The sequence below is a fragment of the Pseudomonas laurylsulfatiphila genome (assembly GCF_002934665.1).
Classification (GTDB): Bacteria; Pseudomonadota; Gammaproteobacteria; order Pseudomonadales; family Pseudomonadaceae; genus Aquipseudomonas; species Aquipseudomonas laurylsulfatiphila.
On sequence record NZ_NIRS01000009.1, the window covers coordinates 15,087 to 30,369 of the forward strand.

The 15,283-nt window shown below is 54.9% G+C and carries 27 protein-coding genes; all 27 read left to right on the forward strand.

Going from position 1 to position 15,283, the window contains the following annotated elements:
• Positions 1-95: 95 nt before the first annotated feature.
• The 27 genes from rpsL (at position 96) to rpmJ (ending at position 15,266) form a co-directional block, all read left to right on the forward strand.
• The gene (gene rpsL, locus CD175_RS28100) at positions 96-467 is read left to right on the forward strand and encodes a 30S ribosomal protein S12 (RefSeq protein ID WP_003186084.1); all 372 of its coding nucleotides are present in this window, start codon (positions 96-98) and stop codon (positions 465-467) included.
• A 108-nt stretch (positions 468-575) separates the two neighbouring features.
• On the forward strand, positions 576-1,049 hold the full coding sequence (gene rpsG / locus CD175_RS28105; RefSeq protein WP_007970418.1) for a 30S ribosomal protein S7: 474 nt from the start codon (positions 576-578) through the stop codon (positions 1,047-1,049).
• Between the two features lie 30 nt (positions 1,050-1,079).
• Positions 1,080-3,185 carry an elongation factor G gene (fusA, locus tag CD175_RS28110; protein ID WP_057400627.1) on the forward strand — a complete coding sequence of 702 codons (2,106 nt, stop codon included), beginning with the start codon at positions 1,080-1,082 and terminating at the stop codon, positions 3,183-3,185.
• Positions 3,186-3,215: 30 nt separating this feature from the next.
• Positions 3,216-4,409: an elongation factor Tu gene (gene tuf, locus CD175_RS28115; RefSeq protein ID WP_008053875.1), complete on the forward strand. Its 1,194-nt coding sequence runs from the start codon at positions 3,216-3,218 to the stop codon at positions 4,407-4,409.
• Between the two features lie 157 nt (positions 4,410-4,566).
• A complete protein-coding gene (gene rpsJ / locus CD175_RS28120; protein ID WP_003186070.1) occupies positions 4,567-4,878 on the forward strand; it encodes a 30S ribosomal protein S10 in 312 nt (103 codons plus the stop codon).
• An 80-nt stretch (positions 4,879-4,958) separates the two neighbouring features.
• Positions 4,959-5,594, forward strand: a complete 636-nt coding sequence (gene rplC / locus CD175_RS28125; protein ID WP_003186059.1) for a 50S ribosomal protein L3 — start codon at positions 4,959-4,961, stop codon at positions 5,592-5,594.
• A gap of 12 nt (positions 5,595-5,606) precedes the next feature.
• Positions 5,607-6,209, forward strand: a complete 603-nt coding sequence (rplD, locus tag CD175_RS28130; protein WP_003228735.1) for a 50S ribosomal protein L4 — start codon at positions 5,607-5,609, stop codon at positions 6,207-6,209.
• Positions 6,206-6,505: a 50S ribosomal protein L23 gene (gene rplW / locus CD175_RS28135; protein WP_002555488.1), complete on the forward strand. Its 300-nt coding sequence runs from the start codon at positions 6,206-6,208 to the stop codon at positions 6,503-6,505. The genes rplD and rplW overlap by 4 nt, the downstream gene beginning before the upstream one ends.
• Before the next feature lie 14 nt (positions 6,506-6,519).
• On the forward strand, positions 6,520-7,344 hold the full coding sequence (rplB, locus tag CD175_RS28140) for a 50S ribosomal protein L2 (protein WP_003228734.1): 825 nt from the start codon (positions 6,520-6,522) through the stop codon (positions 7,342-7,344).
• Between the two features lie 16 nt (positions 7,345-7,360).
• On the forward strand, positions 7,361-7,636 hold the full coding sequence (rpsS, locus tag CD175_RS28145) for a 30S ribosomal protein S19 (RefSeq protein ID WP_002555486.1): 276 nt from the start codon (positions 7,361-7,363) through the stop codon (positions 7,634-7,636).
• Between the two features lie 11 nt (positions 7,637-7,647).
• Entirely contained in the window at positions 7,648-7,980 is a 333-nt protein-coding gene (rplV, locus tag CD175_RS28150) for a 50S ribosomal protein L22 (protein WP_003103908.1), read from the forward strand.
• 13 nt (positions 7,981-7,993) lie between these two features.
• Positions 7,994-8,680 carry a 30S ribosomal protein S3 gene (rpsC, locus tag CD175_RS28155; protein ID WP_007970424.1) on the forward strand — a complete coding sequence of 229 codons (687 nt, stop codon included), beginning with the start codon at positions 7,994-7,996 and terminating at the stop codon, positions 8,678-8,680.
• Between the two features lie 12 nt (positions 8,681-8,692).
• Positions 8,693-9,106, forward strand: a complete 414-nt coding sequence (gene rplP, locus CD175_RS28160) for a 50S ribosomal protein L16 (RefSeq protein ID WP_003228729.1) — start codon at positions 8,693-8,695, stop codon at positions 9,104-9,106.
• Complete coding sequence (gene rpmC, locus CD175_RS28165; RefSeq protein WP_002555481.1) at positions 9,106-9,297, forward strand: 50S ribosomal protein L29; 192 nt, start codon at positions 9,106-9,108, stop codon at positions 9,295-9,297. The genes rplP and rpmC overlap by 1 nt, the downstream gene beginning before the upstream one ends.
• A gap of 2 nt (positions 9,298-9,299) precedes the next feature.
• The gene (gene rpsQ, locus CD175_RS28170) at positions 9,300-9,566 is read left to right on the forward strand and encodes a 30S ribosomal protein S17 (protein WP_003176419.1); all 267 of its coding nucleotides are present in this window, start codon (positions 9,300-9,302) and stop codon (positions 9,564-9,566) included.
• A gap of 23 nt (positions 9,567-9,589) precedes the next feature.
• Positions 9,590-9,958, forward strand: coding sequence for a 50S ribosomal protein L14 (rplN, locus tag CD175_RS28175; protein WP_002555479.1), 369 nt, complete (start codon positions 9,590-9,592; stop codon positions 9,956-9,958).
• 11 nt (positions 9,959-9,969) lie between these two features.
• Positions 9,970-10,284 (forward strand): 50S ribosomal protein L24, encoded by a 315-nt coding sequence (gene rplX, locus CD175_RS28180; protein WP_003186046.1) that lies wholly within the window; start codon positions 9,970-9,972, stop codon positions 10,282-10,284.
• Positions 10,285-10,304: 20 nt separating this feature from the next.
• A complete protein-coding gene (gene rplE / locus CD175_RS28185) occupies positions 10,305-10,844 on the forward strand; it encodes a 50S ribosomal protein L5 (RefSeq protein ID WP_003210069.1) in 540 nt (179 codons plus the stop codon).
• Positions 10,845-10,857: 13 nt separating this feature from the next.
• The gene (gene rpsN / locus CD175_RS28190; protein WP_003176414.1) at positions 10,858-11,163 is read left to right on the forward strand and encodes a 30S ribosomal protein S14; all 306 of its coding nucleotides are present in this window, start codon (positions 10,858-10,860) and stop codon (positions 11,161-11,163) included.
• Positions 11,164-11,372: 209 nt separating this feature from the next.
• A complete protein-coding gene (rpsH, locus tag CD175_RS28195) occupies positions 11,373-11,765 on the forward strand; it encodes a 30S ribosomal protein S8 (protein WP_003186040.1) in 393 nt (130 codons plus the stop codon).
• A gap of 12 nt (positions 11,766-11,777) precedes the next feature.
• On the forward strand, positions 11,778-12,311 hold the full coding sequence (gene rplF / locus CD175_RS28200; RefSeq protein ID WP_003176412.1) for a 50S ribosomal protein L6: 534 nt from the start codon (positions 11,778-11,780) through the stop codon (positions 12,309-12,311).
• Positions 12,312-12,321: 10 nt separating this feature from the next.
• Positions 12,322-12,672, forward strand: coding sequence for a 50S ribosomal protein L18 (gene rplR, locus CD175_RS28205; protein ID WP_003186037.1), 351 nt, complete (start codon positions 12,322-12,324; stop codon positions 12,670-12,672).
• A 3-nt stretch (positions 12,673-12,675) separates the two neighbouring features.
• On the forward strand, positions 12,676-13,176 hold the full coding sequence (gene rpsE, locus CD175_RS28210; RefSeq protein WP_003186035.1) for a 30S ribosomal protein S5: 501 nt from the start codon (positions 12,676-12,678) through the stop codon (positions 13,174-13,176).
• Between the two features lie 2 nt (positions 13,177-13,178).
• On the forward strand, positions 13,179-13,355 hold the full coding sequence (gene rpmD, locus CD175_RS28215; protein ID WP_003176408.1) for a 50S ribosomal protein L30: 177 nt from the start codon (positions 13,179-13,181) through the stop codon (positions 13,353-13,355).
• 3 nt (positions 13,356-13,358) lie between these two features.
• On the forward strand, positions 13,359-13,796 hold the full coding sequence (gene rplO / locus CD175_RS28220) for a 50S ribosomal protein L15 (protein ID WP_003228720.1): 438 nt from the start codon (positions 13,359-13,361) through the stop codon (positions 13,794-13,796).
• On the forward strand, positions 13,797-15,125 hold the full coding sequence (secY, locus tag CD175_RS28225; RefSeq protein ID WP_003228718.1) for a preprotein translocase subunit SecY: 1,329 nt from the start codon (positions 13,797-13,799) through the stop codon (positions 15,123-15,125). It begins immediately after the preceding gene.
• A 24-nt stretch (positions 15,126-15,149) separates the two neighbouring features.
• Positions 15,150-15,266: a 50S ribosomal protein L36 gene (rpmJ, locus tag CD175_RS28230; RefSeq protein ID WP_002555468.1), complete on the forward strand. Its 117-nt coding sequence runs from the start codon at positions 15,150-15,152 to the stop codon at positions 15,264-15,266.
• Positions 15,267-15,283 lie beyond the last annotated feature (17 nt).

Here is a 15,283-nt window from a genome sequence, read left to right on the forward strand (position 1 = left end):
GACTCTTGTACCCCTAAATTTGGCGGGAACTCGTTCCTGCCATTTTGCTTTTCTTGCAAGACAATAGCGTCGCAAGACAACAGTGGAGCTAGTAGATGGCAACTATCAACCAGCTGGTACGTCAGCCGCGTAAGCGTATCGTCGAGAAATCCGACGTGCCTGCGCTGCAGAACTGCCCGCAACGCCGTGGCGTGTGCACCCGCGTGTACACCACCACGCCGAAAAAACCTAACTCGGCACTGCGTAAAGTATGCCGTGTGCGTCTGACCAACGGTTTCGAGGTTTCCTCGTACATCGGTGGTGAAGGCCACAACCTGCAAGAGCACAGCGTGGTACTGATCCGCGGCGGTCGTGTAAAAGACTTGCCAGGTGTTCGTTATCACACCGTTCGCGGTTCGTTGGATACTTCCGGTGTTAAAGGTCGTAACCAGGGTCGTTCGAAGTACGGTACCAAGCGTCCGAAGTAATCGGCCGTTTTGCAGTTATTCATTTTATTGAGTCGATAAGAGTAAGGTCGGGCACGTATCCACTGGATCTGTCCCGGGCTAACCTGAAGACCGTTTGAGGGCTTATCAATGCCAAGACGTCGCGTAGCAGCCAAGCGTGAGATTCTGGACGATCCGAAATACGGAAGCCAAATCCTCGCCAAATTCATGAACCACGTAATGGAAAGCGGCAAGAAAGCCGTTGCCGAGCGTATCGTTTATGGTGCCCTGGATACCGTGAAGGCTCGTAAGGCCGGCACCGATCCCCTGGAACTCTTCGAAAAAGCACTCGACGCCATCGCTCCGCTGGTCGAAGTGAAGTCGCGCCGCGTTGGTGGTGCTACTTACCAGGTTCCGGTCGAGGTTCGTCCTTCCCGTCGTAACGCTCTGGCAATGCGCTGGTTGGTAGACTTCGCTCGCAAGCGCGGCGAGAAGTCTATGGCTCTGCGTTTGGCTGGCGAACTGTTGGACGCCGCCGAAGGTAAAGGTGCTGCAGTTAAGAAGCGTGAAGACGTGCACCGTATGGCTGAAGCCAACAAGGCTTTCTCGCACTACCGCTTCTAATTCTAGCGTCACTCATTTTGCGAGGGCTTTATGGCTCGTACTACACCGATTAATCGCTACCGTAACATCGGTATCGTTGCTCACGTGGATGCTGGTAAAACCACCACCACCGAGCGCGTCCTTTTTTACACTGGCAAAAGCCACAAGATGGGCGAAGTGCATGACGGCGCTGCGACCACTGACTGGATGGTTCAGGAGCAGGAGCGTGGTATTACCATTACTTCTGCTGCCATTACCGCCTTCTGGCAGGGTTCGGCCAAGCAGCACAAAGACCAATACCGCTTCAACGTCATCGATACCCCGGGCCACGTAGACTTCACCATTGAAGTTGAACGTTCCCTGCGTGTACTCGACGGCGCGGTCGTTGTGTTCTGCGGCACCTCCGGCGTTGAGCCTCAGTCCGAAACCGTATGGCGTCAAGCCAACAAGTACGGCGTTCCACGTATCGTTTACGTGAACAAGATGGACCGTGCCGGTGCGAACTTCCTGCGCGTGATCGCTCAGATCAAGCAGCGTCTGGGTCACACTCCGGTGCCTATCCAGCTGGCTATCGGTTCCGAAGACAACTTCCAGGGTCAGATCGATCTGATGACCATGGAAGCCGTTTACTGGAACGATGCCGACAAGGGTATGACTCCTCGTCGTGAAGCCATCCCTGCTGAATTGCAGGAGCTGGCTGAAGAGTGGCGCAACAACATGGTTGAGGCTGCGGCCGAAGCCAGCGAAGAGCTGATGAACAAGTACCTCGAAGGGGAAGAGCTCTCCATCGAGGAAATCAAGGGTGCTCTGCGTCAGCGTACTATCGCTGGTGAGATCGTTCTGGCTGTTTGCGGTTCTTCCTTCAAGAACAAGGGTGTTCCCCTGGTTCTCGACGCCGTTATCGACTACCTGCCTGCTCCAACCGACATTCCTGCCATCAAGGGTACTGACCCGGATGACGAGGAAAAGCAGATGGAGCGTCATGCAGATGACAACGAGCCGTTCTCGGCTCTGGCGTTCAAGATCGCTACCGACCCATTCGTGGGTACCTTGACCTTCGTCCGCGTTTACTCGGGCGTGTTGGCCTCCGGCGACGGCGTGATCAACTCGGTCAAAGGCAAGAAAGAGCGCGTGGGCCGTATGGTGCAGATGCACGCAAACGCCCGTGAAGAGATCAAGGAAGTACGCGCTGGTGACATCGCGGCCCTGATCGGCATGAAGGACGTCACCACTGGTGAAACCTTGTGCAACGCTGACAAGCCAATCATCCTGGTTCGCATGGACTTCCCGGAGCCGGTTATTTCGGTTGCCGTTGAGCCTAAGACCAAGGATGACCAGGAAAAAATGGGTATCGCTCTGGGCAAGCTTGCTCAGGAAGACCCGTCTTTCCGCGTCAAGACTGATGAAGAGACTGGTCAAACGATCATCTCTGGCATGGGCGAGCTGCACCTGGACATCCTGGTTGACCGGATGCGCCGTGAGTTCAACGTCGAAGCCAACATCGGTAAGCCTCAGGTTTCCTATCGTGAGCGCATCACGAAGAACTGCGAAATCGAAGGCAAGTTCGTTCGTCAATCCGGTGGTCGTGGCCAGTTCGGCCATTGCTGGATCCGTTTTGCTCCTGCTGACGAAGGTCAGGAAGGTCTGCAATTCGTGAACGAAGTAGTGGGTGGTGTGGTTCCTAAGGAATACATCCCGGCTATCCAGAAGGGTATCGAAGAGCAGATGAAGAACGGCGTAGTTGCCGGCTATCCGCTGATCGGCCTGAAGGCTACCGTGTTTGATGGTTCTTACCACGACGTCGACTCGAACGAGATGGCGTTTAAGGTGGCTGCTTCCATGGCGACCAAGCAACTGGCCCAGAAGGGTGGTGGTGAGTTGCTCGAGCCGATCATGGCAGTAGAGGTTGTTACGCCTGAAGACTATATGGGTGACGTGATGGGCGACCTCAATCGTCGTCGCGGCATGATTCTGGGTATGGAAGACACGGTTTCCGGTAAAGTGATCCGTGCTGAAGTTCCGTTGGGCGAGATGTTCGGTTATGCGACCGACGTTCGTTCGATGTCCCAGGGTCGCGCAAGCTACTCTATGGAATTCAAAAAATACAATACGGCTCCGTCGCACATCGTCGAAACCGTTACCAAAAAACAAGGCTGATTCAGTCCTTTAGGCAAGGAGTTAATTGTCGTGGCTAAAGAAAAATTTGATCGTTCCCTACCGCACGTCAACGTTGGCACCATCGGTCACGTTGACCACGGTAAAACCACTCTGACCGCAGCTCTGACTCGCGTTTGCTCCGAAGTTTTCGGTTCCGCAATCGTTGATTTCGATAAAATCGACAGCGCTCCAGAAGAAAAAGCTCGTGGTATCACCATCAACACCGCGCACGTCGAGTACAACTCGAAGATCCGTCACTACGCTCACGTTGACTGCCCAGGTCACGCTGACTATGTGAAGAACATGATCACCGGTGCTGCCCAGATGGACGGCGCGATCCTGGTTTGCTCGGCCGCTGATGGTCCGATGCCACAAACCCGTGAGCACATCCTGCTGTCCCGTCAGGTAGGCGTTCCGTACATCGTGGTTTTCCTGAACAAGGCTGACCTGGTAGACGACGCTGAGCTGCTGGAACTGGTCGAGATGGAAGTTCGCGACCTGCTGTCCACCTACGACTTCCCGGGCGATGACACTCCAATCATCATCGGTTCGGCTCGTATGGCGCTGGAAGGCAAAGACGACAACGAAATGGGCACCACTGCCGTTCGTAAACTGGTTGAGACTCTGGACAGCTACATCCCAGAACCAGAGCGTGCTATCGACAAGCCATTCCTGATGCCAATCGAAGACGTATTCTCGATCTCGGGTCGTGGTACTGTTGTGACTGGTCGTATCGAGCGCGGTATCGTTCGCGTTCAAGATGCACTGGAAATCGTTGGTCTGCGTGACACCACCACCACCACCTGCACTGGTGTTGAAATGTTCCGCAAGCTGCTCGACGAAGGTCGTGCTGGCGAGAACTGCGGCGTTCTGCTGCGTGGTACCAAGCGTGACGACGTTGAGCGTGGCCAGGTTCTGGTTAAGCCAGGTTCGGTTAAGCCGCACACCAAGTTCACCGCAGAAGTTTACGTTCTGAGCAAGGAAGAAGGCGGCCGTCACACTCCGTTCTTCAAAGGCTACCGTCCACAGTTCTACTTCCGTACTACTGACGTGACTGGTAACTGCCAGCTGCCAGAAGGCGTTGAAATGGTAATGCCAGGTGATAACATCCAGATGGAAGTTACCCTGATCAAGACCATCGCAATGGAAGACGGTCTGCGTTTCGCTATCCGTGAAGGCGGTCGTACCGTCGGCGCTGGCGTCGTAGCCAAAATCATCGAGTAAGCATCTCTTTTGAGATAGCTTCGATGCTTTGAAAAGCCCCCGCTCAGCGGGGGCTTTTTTATTGGGTTGACACCTATCTGGGGCGTCTATAGAATTGCGCCTCCTTTTAACGGGCGTATTGCGCCCGGTGGGAATAGCAGCCGGAGTCTGAAATCCAATGCAAAATCAGCAAATCCGTATCAGGTTGAAGGCTTTCGACCATCGCCTGATCGACCAATCAACCCAGGAAATCGTGGAAACCGCGAAACGTACTGGTGCTCAAGTGCGTGGTCCAATTCCACTGCCTACCCGTAAAGAGCGGTTCACCGTTCTGGTCTCCCCGCACGTCAACAAAGACGCGCGTGACCAGTACGAGATCCGTACTCATAAGCGCGTTCTGGACATCGTCCAGCCAACGGATAAAACCGTTGATGCTCTTATGAAGCTTGATCTTGCGGCCGGTGTGGAAGTGCAGATCAGCCTCGGCTAAGACTCGGTCTTAGTCGTGTAACGCTCTGAAATGGGCGGCCATAGCGGGTGAAAGCCCCGTACACTCATGAGGTTTACAACATGACTATTGGTGTAGTCGGTCGTAAATGCGGTATGACCCGTATTTTCACCGAAGAAGGTGTCTCCATTCCGGTCACGGTCATTGAGATCGAGCCGAATCGCGTCACCCAGTTCAAAACTGAAGAGACCGATGGCTATCGTGCAGTGCAAGTCACTGTCGGCGAGCGTCGTGCTTCGCGTGTAACAGCAGCTCAGGCTGGCCACTTCGCTAAGGCGAACGTTGCCGCTGGTCGTACCGTAATGGAATTCCGTCTTGAAGAAGGCGAGTACCAGGCCGGCGATCTGATCAACGCTGAAATCTTCGCCGCTGGTCAACTGGTTGATGTAACCGGTCAGTCCAAAGGTAAAGGCTTCCAGGGTACGATCAAGCGTTGGAATTTCCGCGGGCAAGATAACACCCACGGTAACTCCGTATCCCACCGCGTTCCAGGCTCTATCGGCCAGTGCCAGACTCCTGGTCGTGTATTCAAGGGCAAAAAAATGTCCGGTCATATGGGCGCTGAGCGCGTGACCGTGCAGTCCCTCGAAGTAGTGCGCGTGGACGCTGAACGCAATCTGTTGTTGGTCAAGGGCGCTGTTCCTGGCGCTACTGGCGGCAACTTGGTTGTACGTCCAGCAGCCAAGGCTCGCGGTTAAGGGGAAGCTGACATGCAATTAAATGTAAATGACGCTCAAGCGATCGAAGTTTCCGAACTGACATTTGGCGGCGAATTCAACGAGACGCTGGTTCACCAAGCAGTCGTGGCCTACATGGCCGGCGGCCGTCAGGGTTCCAAGCAGCAAAAGACCCGTTCCGACGTTCGTGGTGGCGGCAAGCGCCCATGGCGTCAGAAAGGTACTGGCCGTGCTCGTGCCGGTACTATCCGTAGCCCAATCTGGCGTGGCGGCGGTACCACTTTCGCAGCTCGTCCTCAGGATCACTCCCAGAAGCTGAACAAGAAGATGTACCGCGCAGCAATGCGTTCCATCCTTGCTGAGCTGGTGCGTACTGATCGTCTGGTCGTGGTTCAGGATTTCGCCGTTGAAACGCCGAAAACCAAAGACCTGCTGGGCAAGCTGAACAACATGAGCCTGACCGATGTTCTGATCGTGTCGGACGCTGTTGATCAGAACCTGTACCTGGCTGCTCGTAACCTGCCACACGTAGATGTACGTGACGTGCAAGGTTCCGATCCAGTTAGTCTGATCGCATACGACAAGGTGTTGATCACCGTGTCGGCCGTGAAGAAATTCGAGGAGCTGCTGGGATGAACCAGGAACGCGTATTTAAAGTTCTGCTTGGCCCGCACGTTTCCGAGAAGGCTACGGTTCTGGCAGACAAGAAAGGCCAGTTCGTTTTCAAGGTTGCTACTGACGCAACCAAGCTGGAAATCAAGAAGGCCGTCGAAAGCCTGTTCAGCGTGAAAGTAGAGCGTGTAACTACCCTGAATGTTCTGGGTAAGAGCAAGCGCACTGCTCGCGGTCTGGGCAAGCGTAATGACTGGAAGAAGGCAGTTATCTCCCTTCAGCCAGGCCAAGATCTCGATTTCAGCAGCAGTGCTGAGTAAGGAAGGGGTGCATCATGGCAATCGTTAAATGCAAACCGACTTCCCCTGGCCGCCGTTTTGTGGTCAAGGTGGTCAACCAGGAGCTGCATAAAGGCGCTCCTCACGCACCGCTGCTCGAGAAGAAATCGAAGACTGGTGGTCGTAACAACAATGGCCGTATTACCACTCGTCACATCGGTGGTGGTCATAAGCAGCATTACCGTATGGTCGATTTCCGTCGCAACGACAAAGATGGCATCGTCGCCACTGTCGAGCGTATCGAATACGATCCAAACCGTACTGCTCACATCGCACTGCTCTGCTACGCAGACGGCGAGCGCCGCTACATCATCGCCCCTAAAGGCGTGAGTGCTGGCGACCAGCTGATCGCAGGCGCTCTGGCTCCAATCAAGCCAGGCAACGCTCTGCAACTGCGCAACATTCCAGTCGGTTCTACCGTACACGGCATCGAACTGAAGCCAGGTAAAGGCGCGCAGATCGCTCGTTCCGCTGGTGCTTCGGCTCAGCTGATCGCTCGTGAAGGCGTGTACGTTACCCTGCGTCTGCGTTCCGGTGAAATGCGTAAAGTCCTGGCTGAATGCCGTGCGACCCTGGGCGAAGTCTCGAACTCCGAGCACAGCCTGCGTTCGCTGGGTAAAGCCGGTGCCAAACGCTGGCGTGGCGTTCGCCCAACCGTTCGTGGTGTTGCCATGAACCCGGTTGACCACCCACATGGTGGTGGTGAAGGTCGTACCTCTGGTGGTCGTCATCCGGTATCGCCATGGGGCTTCCCGACTAAGGGCGCGAAGACTCGTGGTAATAAGCGTACCGACAAAATGATCGTCCGTCGTCGCAAGTAAATAGAGGGATACGACAGTGCCACGTTCTCTGAAAAAAGGTCCTTTTATCGATCTTCACCTACTGAAGAAGATCGAAGTGGCGGCGGAAAAGAACGATCGCAAACCGGTGAAAACCTGGTCGCGTCGTTCGATGATCCTGCCACAAATGGTCGGTCTGACCATCGCAGTACACAACGGTCGTCAGCACGTCCCAGTTCTCGTGAACGAAGACATGGTCGGCCACAAACTGGGCGAGTTCGCCGGTACCCGCACTTATCGCGGGCACGTGGCAGACAAGAAAGCCAAGCGTTAAGGGGTTAGGAAATGGAAGTAGCCGCTAAGTTGTCGGGCGCTCGAATCTCCGCCCAGAAAGCCCGCTTGGTCGCCGACCAGATCCGCGGGAAGAAGGTGGGCGAAGCGCTCAACCTGTTGGCTTTCAGCAGTAAGAAAGCCGCCGAGATCATGAAGAAAGTGCTGGAGTCGGCCGTAGCCAACGCCGAGCATAACGAAGGCGCAGACGTTGATGACCTGAAGGTCAGCACCGTTTTCGTCAACGAAGGGCGTTCGCTGAAGCGCATCATGCCACGTGCCAAAGGCCGTGCTGATCGCATCGTCAAGCGGTCTTGCCATATCACTGTCAAGGTTGCTGACAAGTAACGGAGTCGAAGAGATGGGTCAGAAAGTACATCCCATTGGCATTCGCCTGGGAATCGTCAAGGAGCACACCTCCGTCTGGTACGCAGACGGTCGGACTTATGCGGACTATTTGCTCGCAGATCTGAATGTGCGTGAGTACCTCCAAGACAAACTAAAAAGCGCGTCCGTAAGCCGTATCGATATCCATCGTCCGGCCCAAACTGCACGCATCACCATCCACACCGCTCGTCCAGGTATCGTTATCGGGAAGAAAGGTGAAGATGTTGAGAAACTGCGTCAGGACCTGACCAAGCAAATGGGTGTGCCTGTGCACATCAATATCGAAGAGATCCGCAAGCCGGAGCTCGACGGTATGCTGGTTGCGCAGAGCGTAGCTCAGCAGCTGGAGCGTCGCGTAATGTTCCGTCGTGCTATGAAGCGCGCCGTACAGAACGCCATGCGCATTGGTGCCAAAGGCATCAAAATCCAAGTGAGCGGTCGTCTCGGCGGTGCTGAAATCGCACGTACTGAATGGTATCGCGAAGGTCGTGTGCCATTGCACACCCTGCGTGCCGACATCGACTATGCCAACTACGAAGCTCACACCACTTACGGTGTGATCGGTGTAAAGGTTTGGATCTTCAAAGGCGAAGTAATTGGTGGTCGCCAAGAAGAACTGAAACCACAAGCACCAGCGCCTCGTAAAAAAGCTGCTAAGTAAGGGGTACGCCAAATGTTGCAACCAAAGCGTACGAAGTTCCGCAAGCAAATGACTGGTCACAACCGTGGCCTGGCATTGCGCGGTAGCAAAGTCAGCTTCGGCGAGTTCGCGCTGAAGTCTGTTGCTCGTGGTCGTCTCACCGCTCGTCAGATCGAGTCAGCGCGTCGTGCTCTGACCCGTCACGTAAAACGTGGCGGCAAGATCTGGATCCGTGTATTCCCGGACAAGCCGATCTCCAAAAAACCTCTCGAGGTTCGTATGGGTAAAGGTAAGGGTAACGTGGAGTACTGGGTTGCCCAGATTCAGCCAGGCAAAGTCCTGTATGAAATCGAGGGTGTTTCTGAAGAGCTGGCGCGTGAGGCTTTCGCCCTGGCTGCTGCAAAGCTGCCGCTCGCCACCTCCTTTGTTAAACGGACGGTGATGTGATGAAAGCGAATGAACTTCGTGAAAAATCCGCACAGCAGCTGAACGAGCAACTGCTCGGCCTGCTGCGCGACCAGTTCAATCTGCGTATGCAGAAAGCAACTGGCCAGTTGGGGCAGTCTCATCTGCTCTCGCAAGTTAAGCGTGACATCGCTCGCGTGAAGACTGTGCTCAACCAGCAGGCAGGTAAGTAATCATGGCTGAAGCCGAAAAAACTGTCCGTACGCTGACTGGCCGTGTTGTCAGCGACAAGATGGACAAAACCATCACCGTTCTGATCGAGCGTCGCGTTAAGCACCCGATCTACGGTAAATACGTTAAGCGTTCGACTAAGCTGCACGCGCACGACGAAACCAATCAGTGCCACATCGGCGACAAAGTCACTATTCGTGAAACTCGTCCTTTGGCCAAGACCAAGTCTTGGGCGCTGGTTGATGTTCTCGAACGCGCTGTGGAAGTCTAAGGACTAGGGGTCGGAGAAATTATATGATTCAGACTCAATCCATGCTCGATGTGGCCGATAACAGCGGCGCTCGCCGCGTTATGTGCATCAAGGTGCTGGGTGGCTCCCATCGTCGTTACGCTGGTATCGGTGACATCATCAAAGTTACCGTCAAGGAAGCAATTCCTCGCGGTAAAGTGAAAAAAGGCCAAGTGATGACTGCTGTTGTAGTCCGCACTCGTCACGGCGTACGTCGTGCTGATGGCTCCATTATCCGCTTTGATGGCAACGCTGCTGTTCTGTTGAACAACAAGCAAGAGCCGATCGGCACCCGTATCTTTGGGCCAGTGACCCGTGAACTTCGTACTGAGAAGTTCATGAAGATCGTCTCGCTCGCCCCAGAAGTGCTGTAAGGAGATCCGACATGCAAAAGATTCGTCGTGACGACGAGATCATCGTGATCGCCGGCAAAGACAAAGGTAAGCGCGGTAAGGTGCTGAAGGTTCTTGCTGACAACCGTCTGGTTGTTGGTGGTCTGAACCTGGTCAAGCGTCATACCAAGCCTAACCCGATGTCGGGCGTACAGGGCGGTATCGTCGAGAAAGAAGCGCCACTGCACGCTTCCAACGTCGCCATCTTCAACGGCGAAACCAACAAGGCTGACCGCGTTGGTTTCAAAGTAGAAGACGGTAAGAAAATTCGTGTCTTCAAGTCGACCCAAAAAGCGGTTGATGCTTGAACACTGCTAGGTAGAAGACCATGGCACGACTAAAAGAGATTTACCGGAAGGAAATCGCTCCGAAACTTAAGGAAGAACTTAAGCTTTCGAACGTGATGGAAGTTCCGCGCGTTACCAAAATCACCCTGAACATGGGTCTGGGCGAAGCGATCGGCGACAAAAAAGTCATCGAGCACGCTGTTGCTGACCTGGAAAAGATCACCGGCCAGAAAGTCGTTGTGACCTACGCTCGGAAATCCATCGCAGGCTTTAAAGTCCGTGAAGGTTGGCCGATCGGCGTCAAAGTGACCCTGCGCCGTGAGCGTATGTACGAGTTCCTGGATCGTCTGCTGTCGATCTCCCTGCCTCGGGTTCGCGACTTCCGCGGCCTGAATGCCAAGTCCTTCGATGGTCGTGGCAACTACAGCATGGGCGTGAAAGAGCAGATCATCTTCCCGGAAATCGACTACGACAAGATCGATGCTCTCCGCGGTCTGGACATCACCCTGACCACCACTGCCAAGAACGATGATGAAGGCCGCGCTCTGCTGCGTGCGTTCAAATTCCCGTTCCGCAACTGATTGGAGTAGGACCATGGCCAAGATGAGCATGAAAAACCGCGAGCTGAAGCGTCAGCTCACGGTTGCCAAGTACGCCAAGAAGCGTGCAGCACTGAAAGCTATCATCGTTGATCTGAACGCAAGTCCAGAAGCGCGTTGGGAAGCTACAGTAGCCCTGCAGAAGCAGCCACGTGACGCAAGCGCTTCGCGCATGCGTAACCGCTGCCGCCTGACCGGTCGTCCACACGGCGTTTACCGCAAGTTCGGCCTCGGCCGTAACAAGCTGCGTGAAGCTGCCATGCGTGGTGACGTACCGGGTCTGGTTAAAGCCAGCTGGTAAGTACTGTCAAAGTCTCGGTGTCCAGGATCGCAAGATCCTGACCACCGGTGGCCTTGAATCTGGATCAAGCCCCTTTTGGGGCTTGATTCATTTCTGGGGTGTGTCTAGAATACCCGGCTCGCCTGAGCCCGTGTTTTTCATGCCCGGAGATTCTCGGCGACACGTAATAGCCGCAAGGCTAATTTTTTTGTATTAGGAGCGTCTAGCCCATGAGTATGCAGGACCCGTTAGCGGACATGCTAACTCGTATCCGTAATGCCCAGATGGCTGAAAAGTCCGTCGTAAGCATGCCATCTTCCACGTTGAAGGTAGCTGTTGCCAAAGTCCTGAAGGACGAAGGTTACATTGCGGGTTATCAGATCAGCAGCGAAATCAAACCACTGCTGTCCATCGAGCTGAAGTACTTCGAAGGCCGTCCGGTTATCGAAGAAGTGAAGCGCGTTAGCCGTCCAGGCCTGCGTCAGTACAAGTCCGTCGATGATCTGCCAAAAGTTCGTGGCGGTCTCGGTGTGTCTATCGTCTCCACCAACAAGGGTGTGATGACTGATCGTGCTGCGCGCGCTGCCGGTGTCGGCGGCGAAGTTCTTTGCACTGTGTTCTAAGGGGGGATAAGCATGTCTCGCGTCGCTAAGAACCCCGTTAAGCTGCCAGCCGGTGTCGAAGTAAAATTCGCAGGCCAACAGCTTTCGGTGAAGGGTGCCAAGGGCACTCTCGAACTGAACATCCATTCGTCCGTTGAGATCGTTGAAGAAGCTGGTGAGCTGCGTTTCGCTGCTCGCAATGGCGATCAACAGACTCGCGCAATGGCTGGTACCACTCGTGCGTTGGTAAACAACATGGTCCAAGGCGTAAGCCAAGGCTTCGAGCGCAAGCTCCAGCTGGTCGGTGTTGGTTACAAAGCGCAAGCAAAAGGCACAGTGCTGAACCTGGCTCTTGGCTTCTCGCACCCAGTGGATTACGAACTGCCGGAAGGCATCACCGCTGAGACTCCTAGCCAGACCGATATCCTGATCAAGGGCATCGACAAGCAGCTGGTAGGTCAAGTGGCCGCCGAGATCCGCGACTTCCGTCCACCAGAGCCGTACAAAGGCAAAGGTGTGCGCTACGCGGACGAAGTCGTCCGTCGTAAAGAAGCCAAGAAGAAGTAGGGCATAGCAAATGACCGACAAAAAAGTTACTCGACTGCGTCGCGCTCGCAAAGCACGCCTGAAAATGCACGAACTCGAAGTCGTGCGTCTCTGCGTGTTCCGCTCTTCGCAGCACATCTACGCCCAGGTCATTTCGGCCGACGGCAACAAAGTCCTGGCAAGCGCCTCGACTTTGGATAAAGAACTGCGTGATGGTGCCACCGGCAACATCGACGCGGCCACTAAGGTTGGCCAGCTGGTCGCTACGCGTGCTAAGGCCGCTGGCGTCTCGCAGGTGGCTTTCGACCGCTCTGGCTTCAAGTACCACGGCCGCGTTAAAGCGCTGGCTGATGCTGCTCGTGAAGCTGGGCTGGAGTTCTAAGTTATGTCAAATAACGACCAAAAGCGCGACGAAGGCTACATCGAGAAGCTGGTTCAAGTTAACCGCGTAGCCAAAACCGTTAAAGGCGGCCGTATCTTCACTTTCACCGCGTTGACCGTGGTTGGTGATGGTAAGGGCCGTGTTGGCTTCGGCCGTGGCAAGTCGCGTGAAGTGCCTGCTGCGATCCAGAAGGCAATGGAAGCTGCTCGCCGCAACATGATCCAGGTTGATCTGAACGGCACCACCCTGCAGTACGCCATGAAGTCCGCTCACGGCGCTTCGAAGGTGTACATGCAGCCTGCTTCTGAAGGTACCGGTATCATCGCTGGCGGCGCTATGCGTGCTGTCCTCGAAGTTGCTGGCGTTCAGAACGTTCTGGCCAAGTGCTACGGCTCGACTAACCCGGTAAACGTGGTTCACGCCACTTTCAAGGGTTTGAAAGCAATGCAGTCTCCTGAATCCATTGCCGCCAAGCGTGGCAAAAGCGTCAAGGAGATCTTCTGATCATGGCTACCGTTAAAGTTACGCTGATCAAAAGCATGACCGGCCGCATCCCTAACCACAAACTGTGCGTTAAGGGTCTGGGTCTGCGTCGCATCGGTCACACTGTAGAAGTCCAGGATACTCCCGAGAATCGCGGGATGATCAACAAGGCTTACTACATGCTGCGTGTCGAGGGTTAATCGATGAAACTCAATGATCTGAGTCCAGCGCCGGGTTCCCGTCGCGAAAAGCATCGTCCGGGCCGTGGTATCGGTAGCGGTTTGGGTAAGACTGGTGGCCGTGGTCACAAAGGTCAGACCTCTCGCTCCGGTGGCACCATTGCTCCAGGCTTTGAAGGCGGTCAACAGCCGCTGCATCGTCGCCTGCCGAAGTTCGGTTTCGTTTCCCTGAAAGCCATGGACCGCGCAGAAGTGCGTCTGTCCGAGCTGGCCAAAGTGGAAGGCGACATCGTCACCGTGCAGTCCCTGAAAGATGCCAACGTGATCAACGTCAACGTACAGCGTGTGAAAATCATGCTGTCCGGTGAAGTGACTCGCGCTGTCACTATCGGCAAGGGAATCGGCGCCACCAAAGGTGCGCGTGCGGCTATCGAAGCAGCTGGCGGCAAGTTCGAGGAATAAATGGCTAAGCAAGGTGCTCTCTCTGCGCTCGGCAAAGGCGGTATGTCTGAACTCTGGGCTCGTCTGCGTTTTCTGTTCCTGGCGATTATCGTCTACCGAATAGGCGCACACATCCCGGTTCCAGGTATCAACCCGGACCGACTCGCGGACCTGTTTCGACAGAATGAGGGGACCATTCTTAGCTTGTTCAACATGTTTTCCGGCGGCGCGCTGGAACGGATGAGCATCTTTGCACTGGGGATCATGCCGTACATCTCGGCATCGATCATCATGCAACTGATGACCGCCGTCAGCCCGCAGCTGGAACAGTTGAAGAAGGAAGGTGAAGCTGGCCGTCGCAAGATCAGCCAGTACACCCGCTACGGCACTGTCGTCCTCGCTCTCGTCCAGGCCATTGGCATGTCCATTGGTCTGGCGGGGCAGGGCGTTGCGTTCACTGGTGACTTTGGCTTCCATTTCGTCGCGGTATCCACGTTTGTGGCTGGTGCGATGTTCATGATGTGGCTGGGTGAGCAGATTACTGAGCGTGGTGTTGGCAACGGTATCTCGATGTTGATTTTTTCGGGTATCGTCGCCGGTCTTCCGAGAGCGATCGGGCAGTCTTTCGAGTCTGCACGTCAGGGTGATATCAACATCTTCGCCCTGGTTGCCATCGGTTTGCTGGCAGTAGCGATTATCGGTTTCGTGGTGTTCATTGAGCGTGGTCAGCGTCGTATTGCTGTTCACTACGCCAAGCGTCAGCAGGGCCGCAAGGTCTTCGCTGCGCAGACCAGCCACTTGCCGCTGAAGGTGAACATGGCCGGTGTTATTCCGGCTATTTTCGCGAGCAGCATTTTGCTGTTCCCGGCTTCGTTGGGTGCCTGGTTCGGTCAGTCTGAAGGTATGGGCTGGTTGCAGGACATCTCGCAGTCGATCGCTCCTGGTCAGCCGTTGAATATTCTGCTGTTTAGTGCAGGGATTATTTTCTTCTGCTTCTTCTATACGGCGTTGATGTTCAATCCGAAAGACGTAGCGGAAAACCTGAAGAAGTCCGGTGCCTTTATTCCGGGCATCCGTCCAGGTGAGCAGTCTGCGCGCTACATTGATGGCGTTCTGACTCGCTTGACCATGTTCGGTGCTCTTTACATGACGGCCGTCTGCCTGTTGCCCCAGTTCCTGGTGGTTGCAGCCAACGTACCGTTCTACCTTGGCGGGACCTCGTTGCTGATCGTCGTCGTGGTTGTGATGGACTTCATGTCCCAAGTACAATCGCACCTCGTTTCGCACCAGTACGAATCCCTGATGAAGAAAGCCAACCTGAAGGGTTACGGCAGCGGCATGCTGCGCTGACCCATAAGGTTCGAGGAGTTGGTGATGAAAGTTCGTGCATCGGTGAAAAAGCTGTGCCGTAACTGCAAGATTATTCGCCGCGAAGGTGTTGTTCGAGTAATTTGCAGCGCGGAACCGCGTCACAAACAGCGCCAAGGCTGAGTGTGATTGTGCTTCAA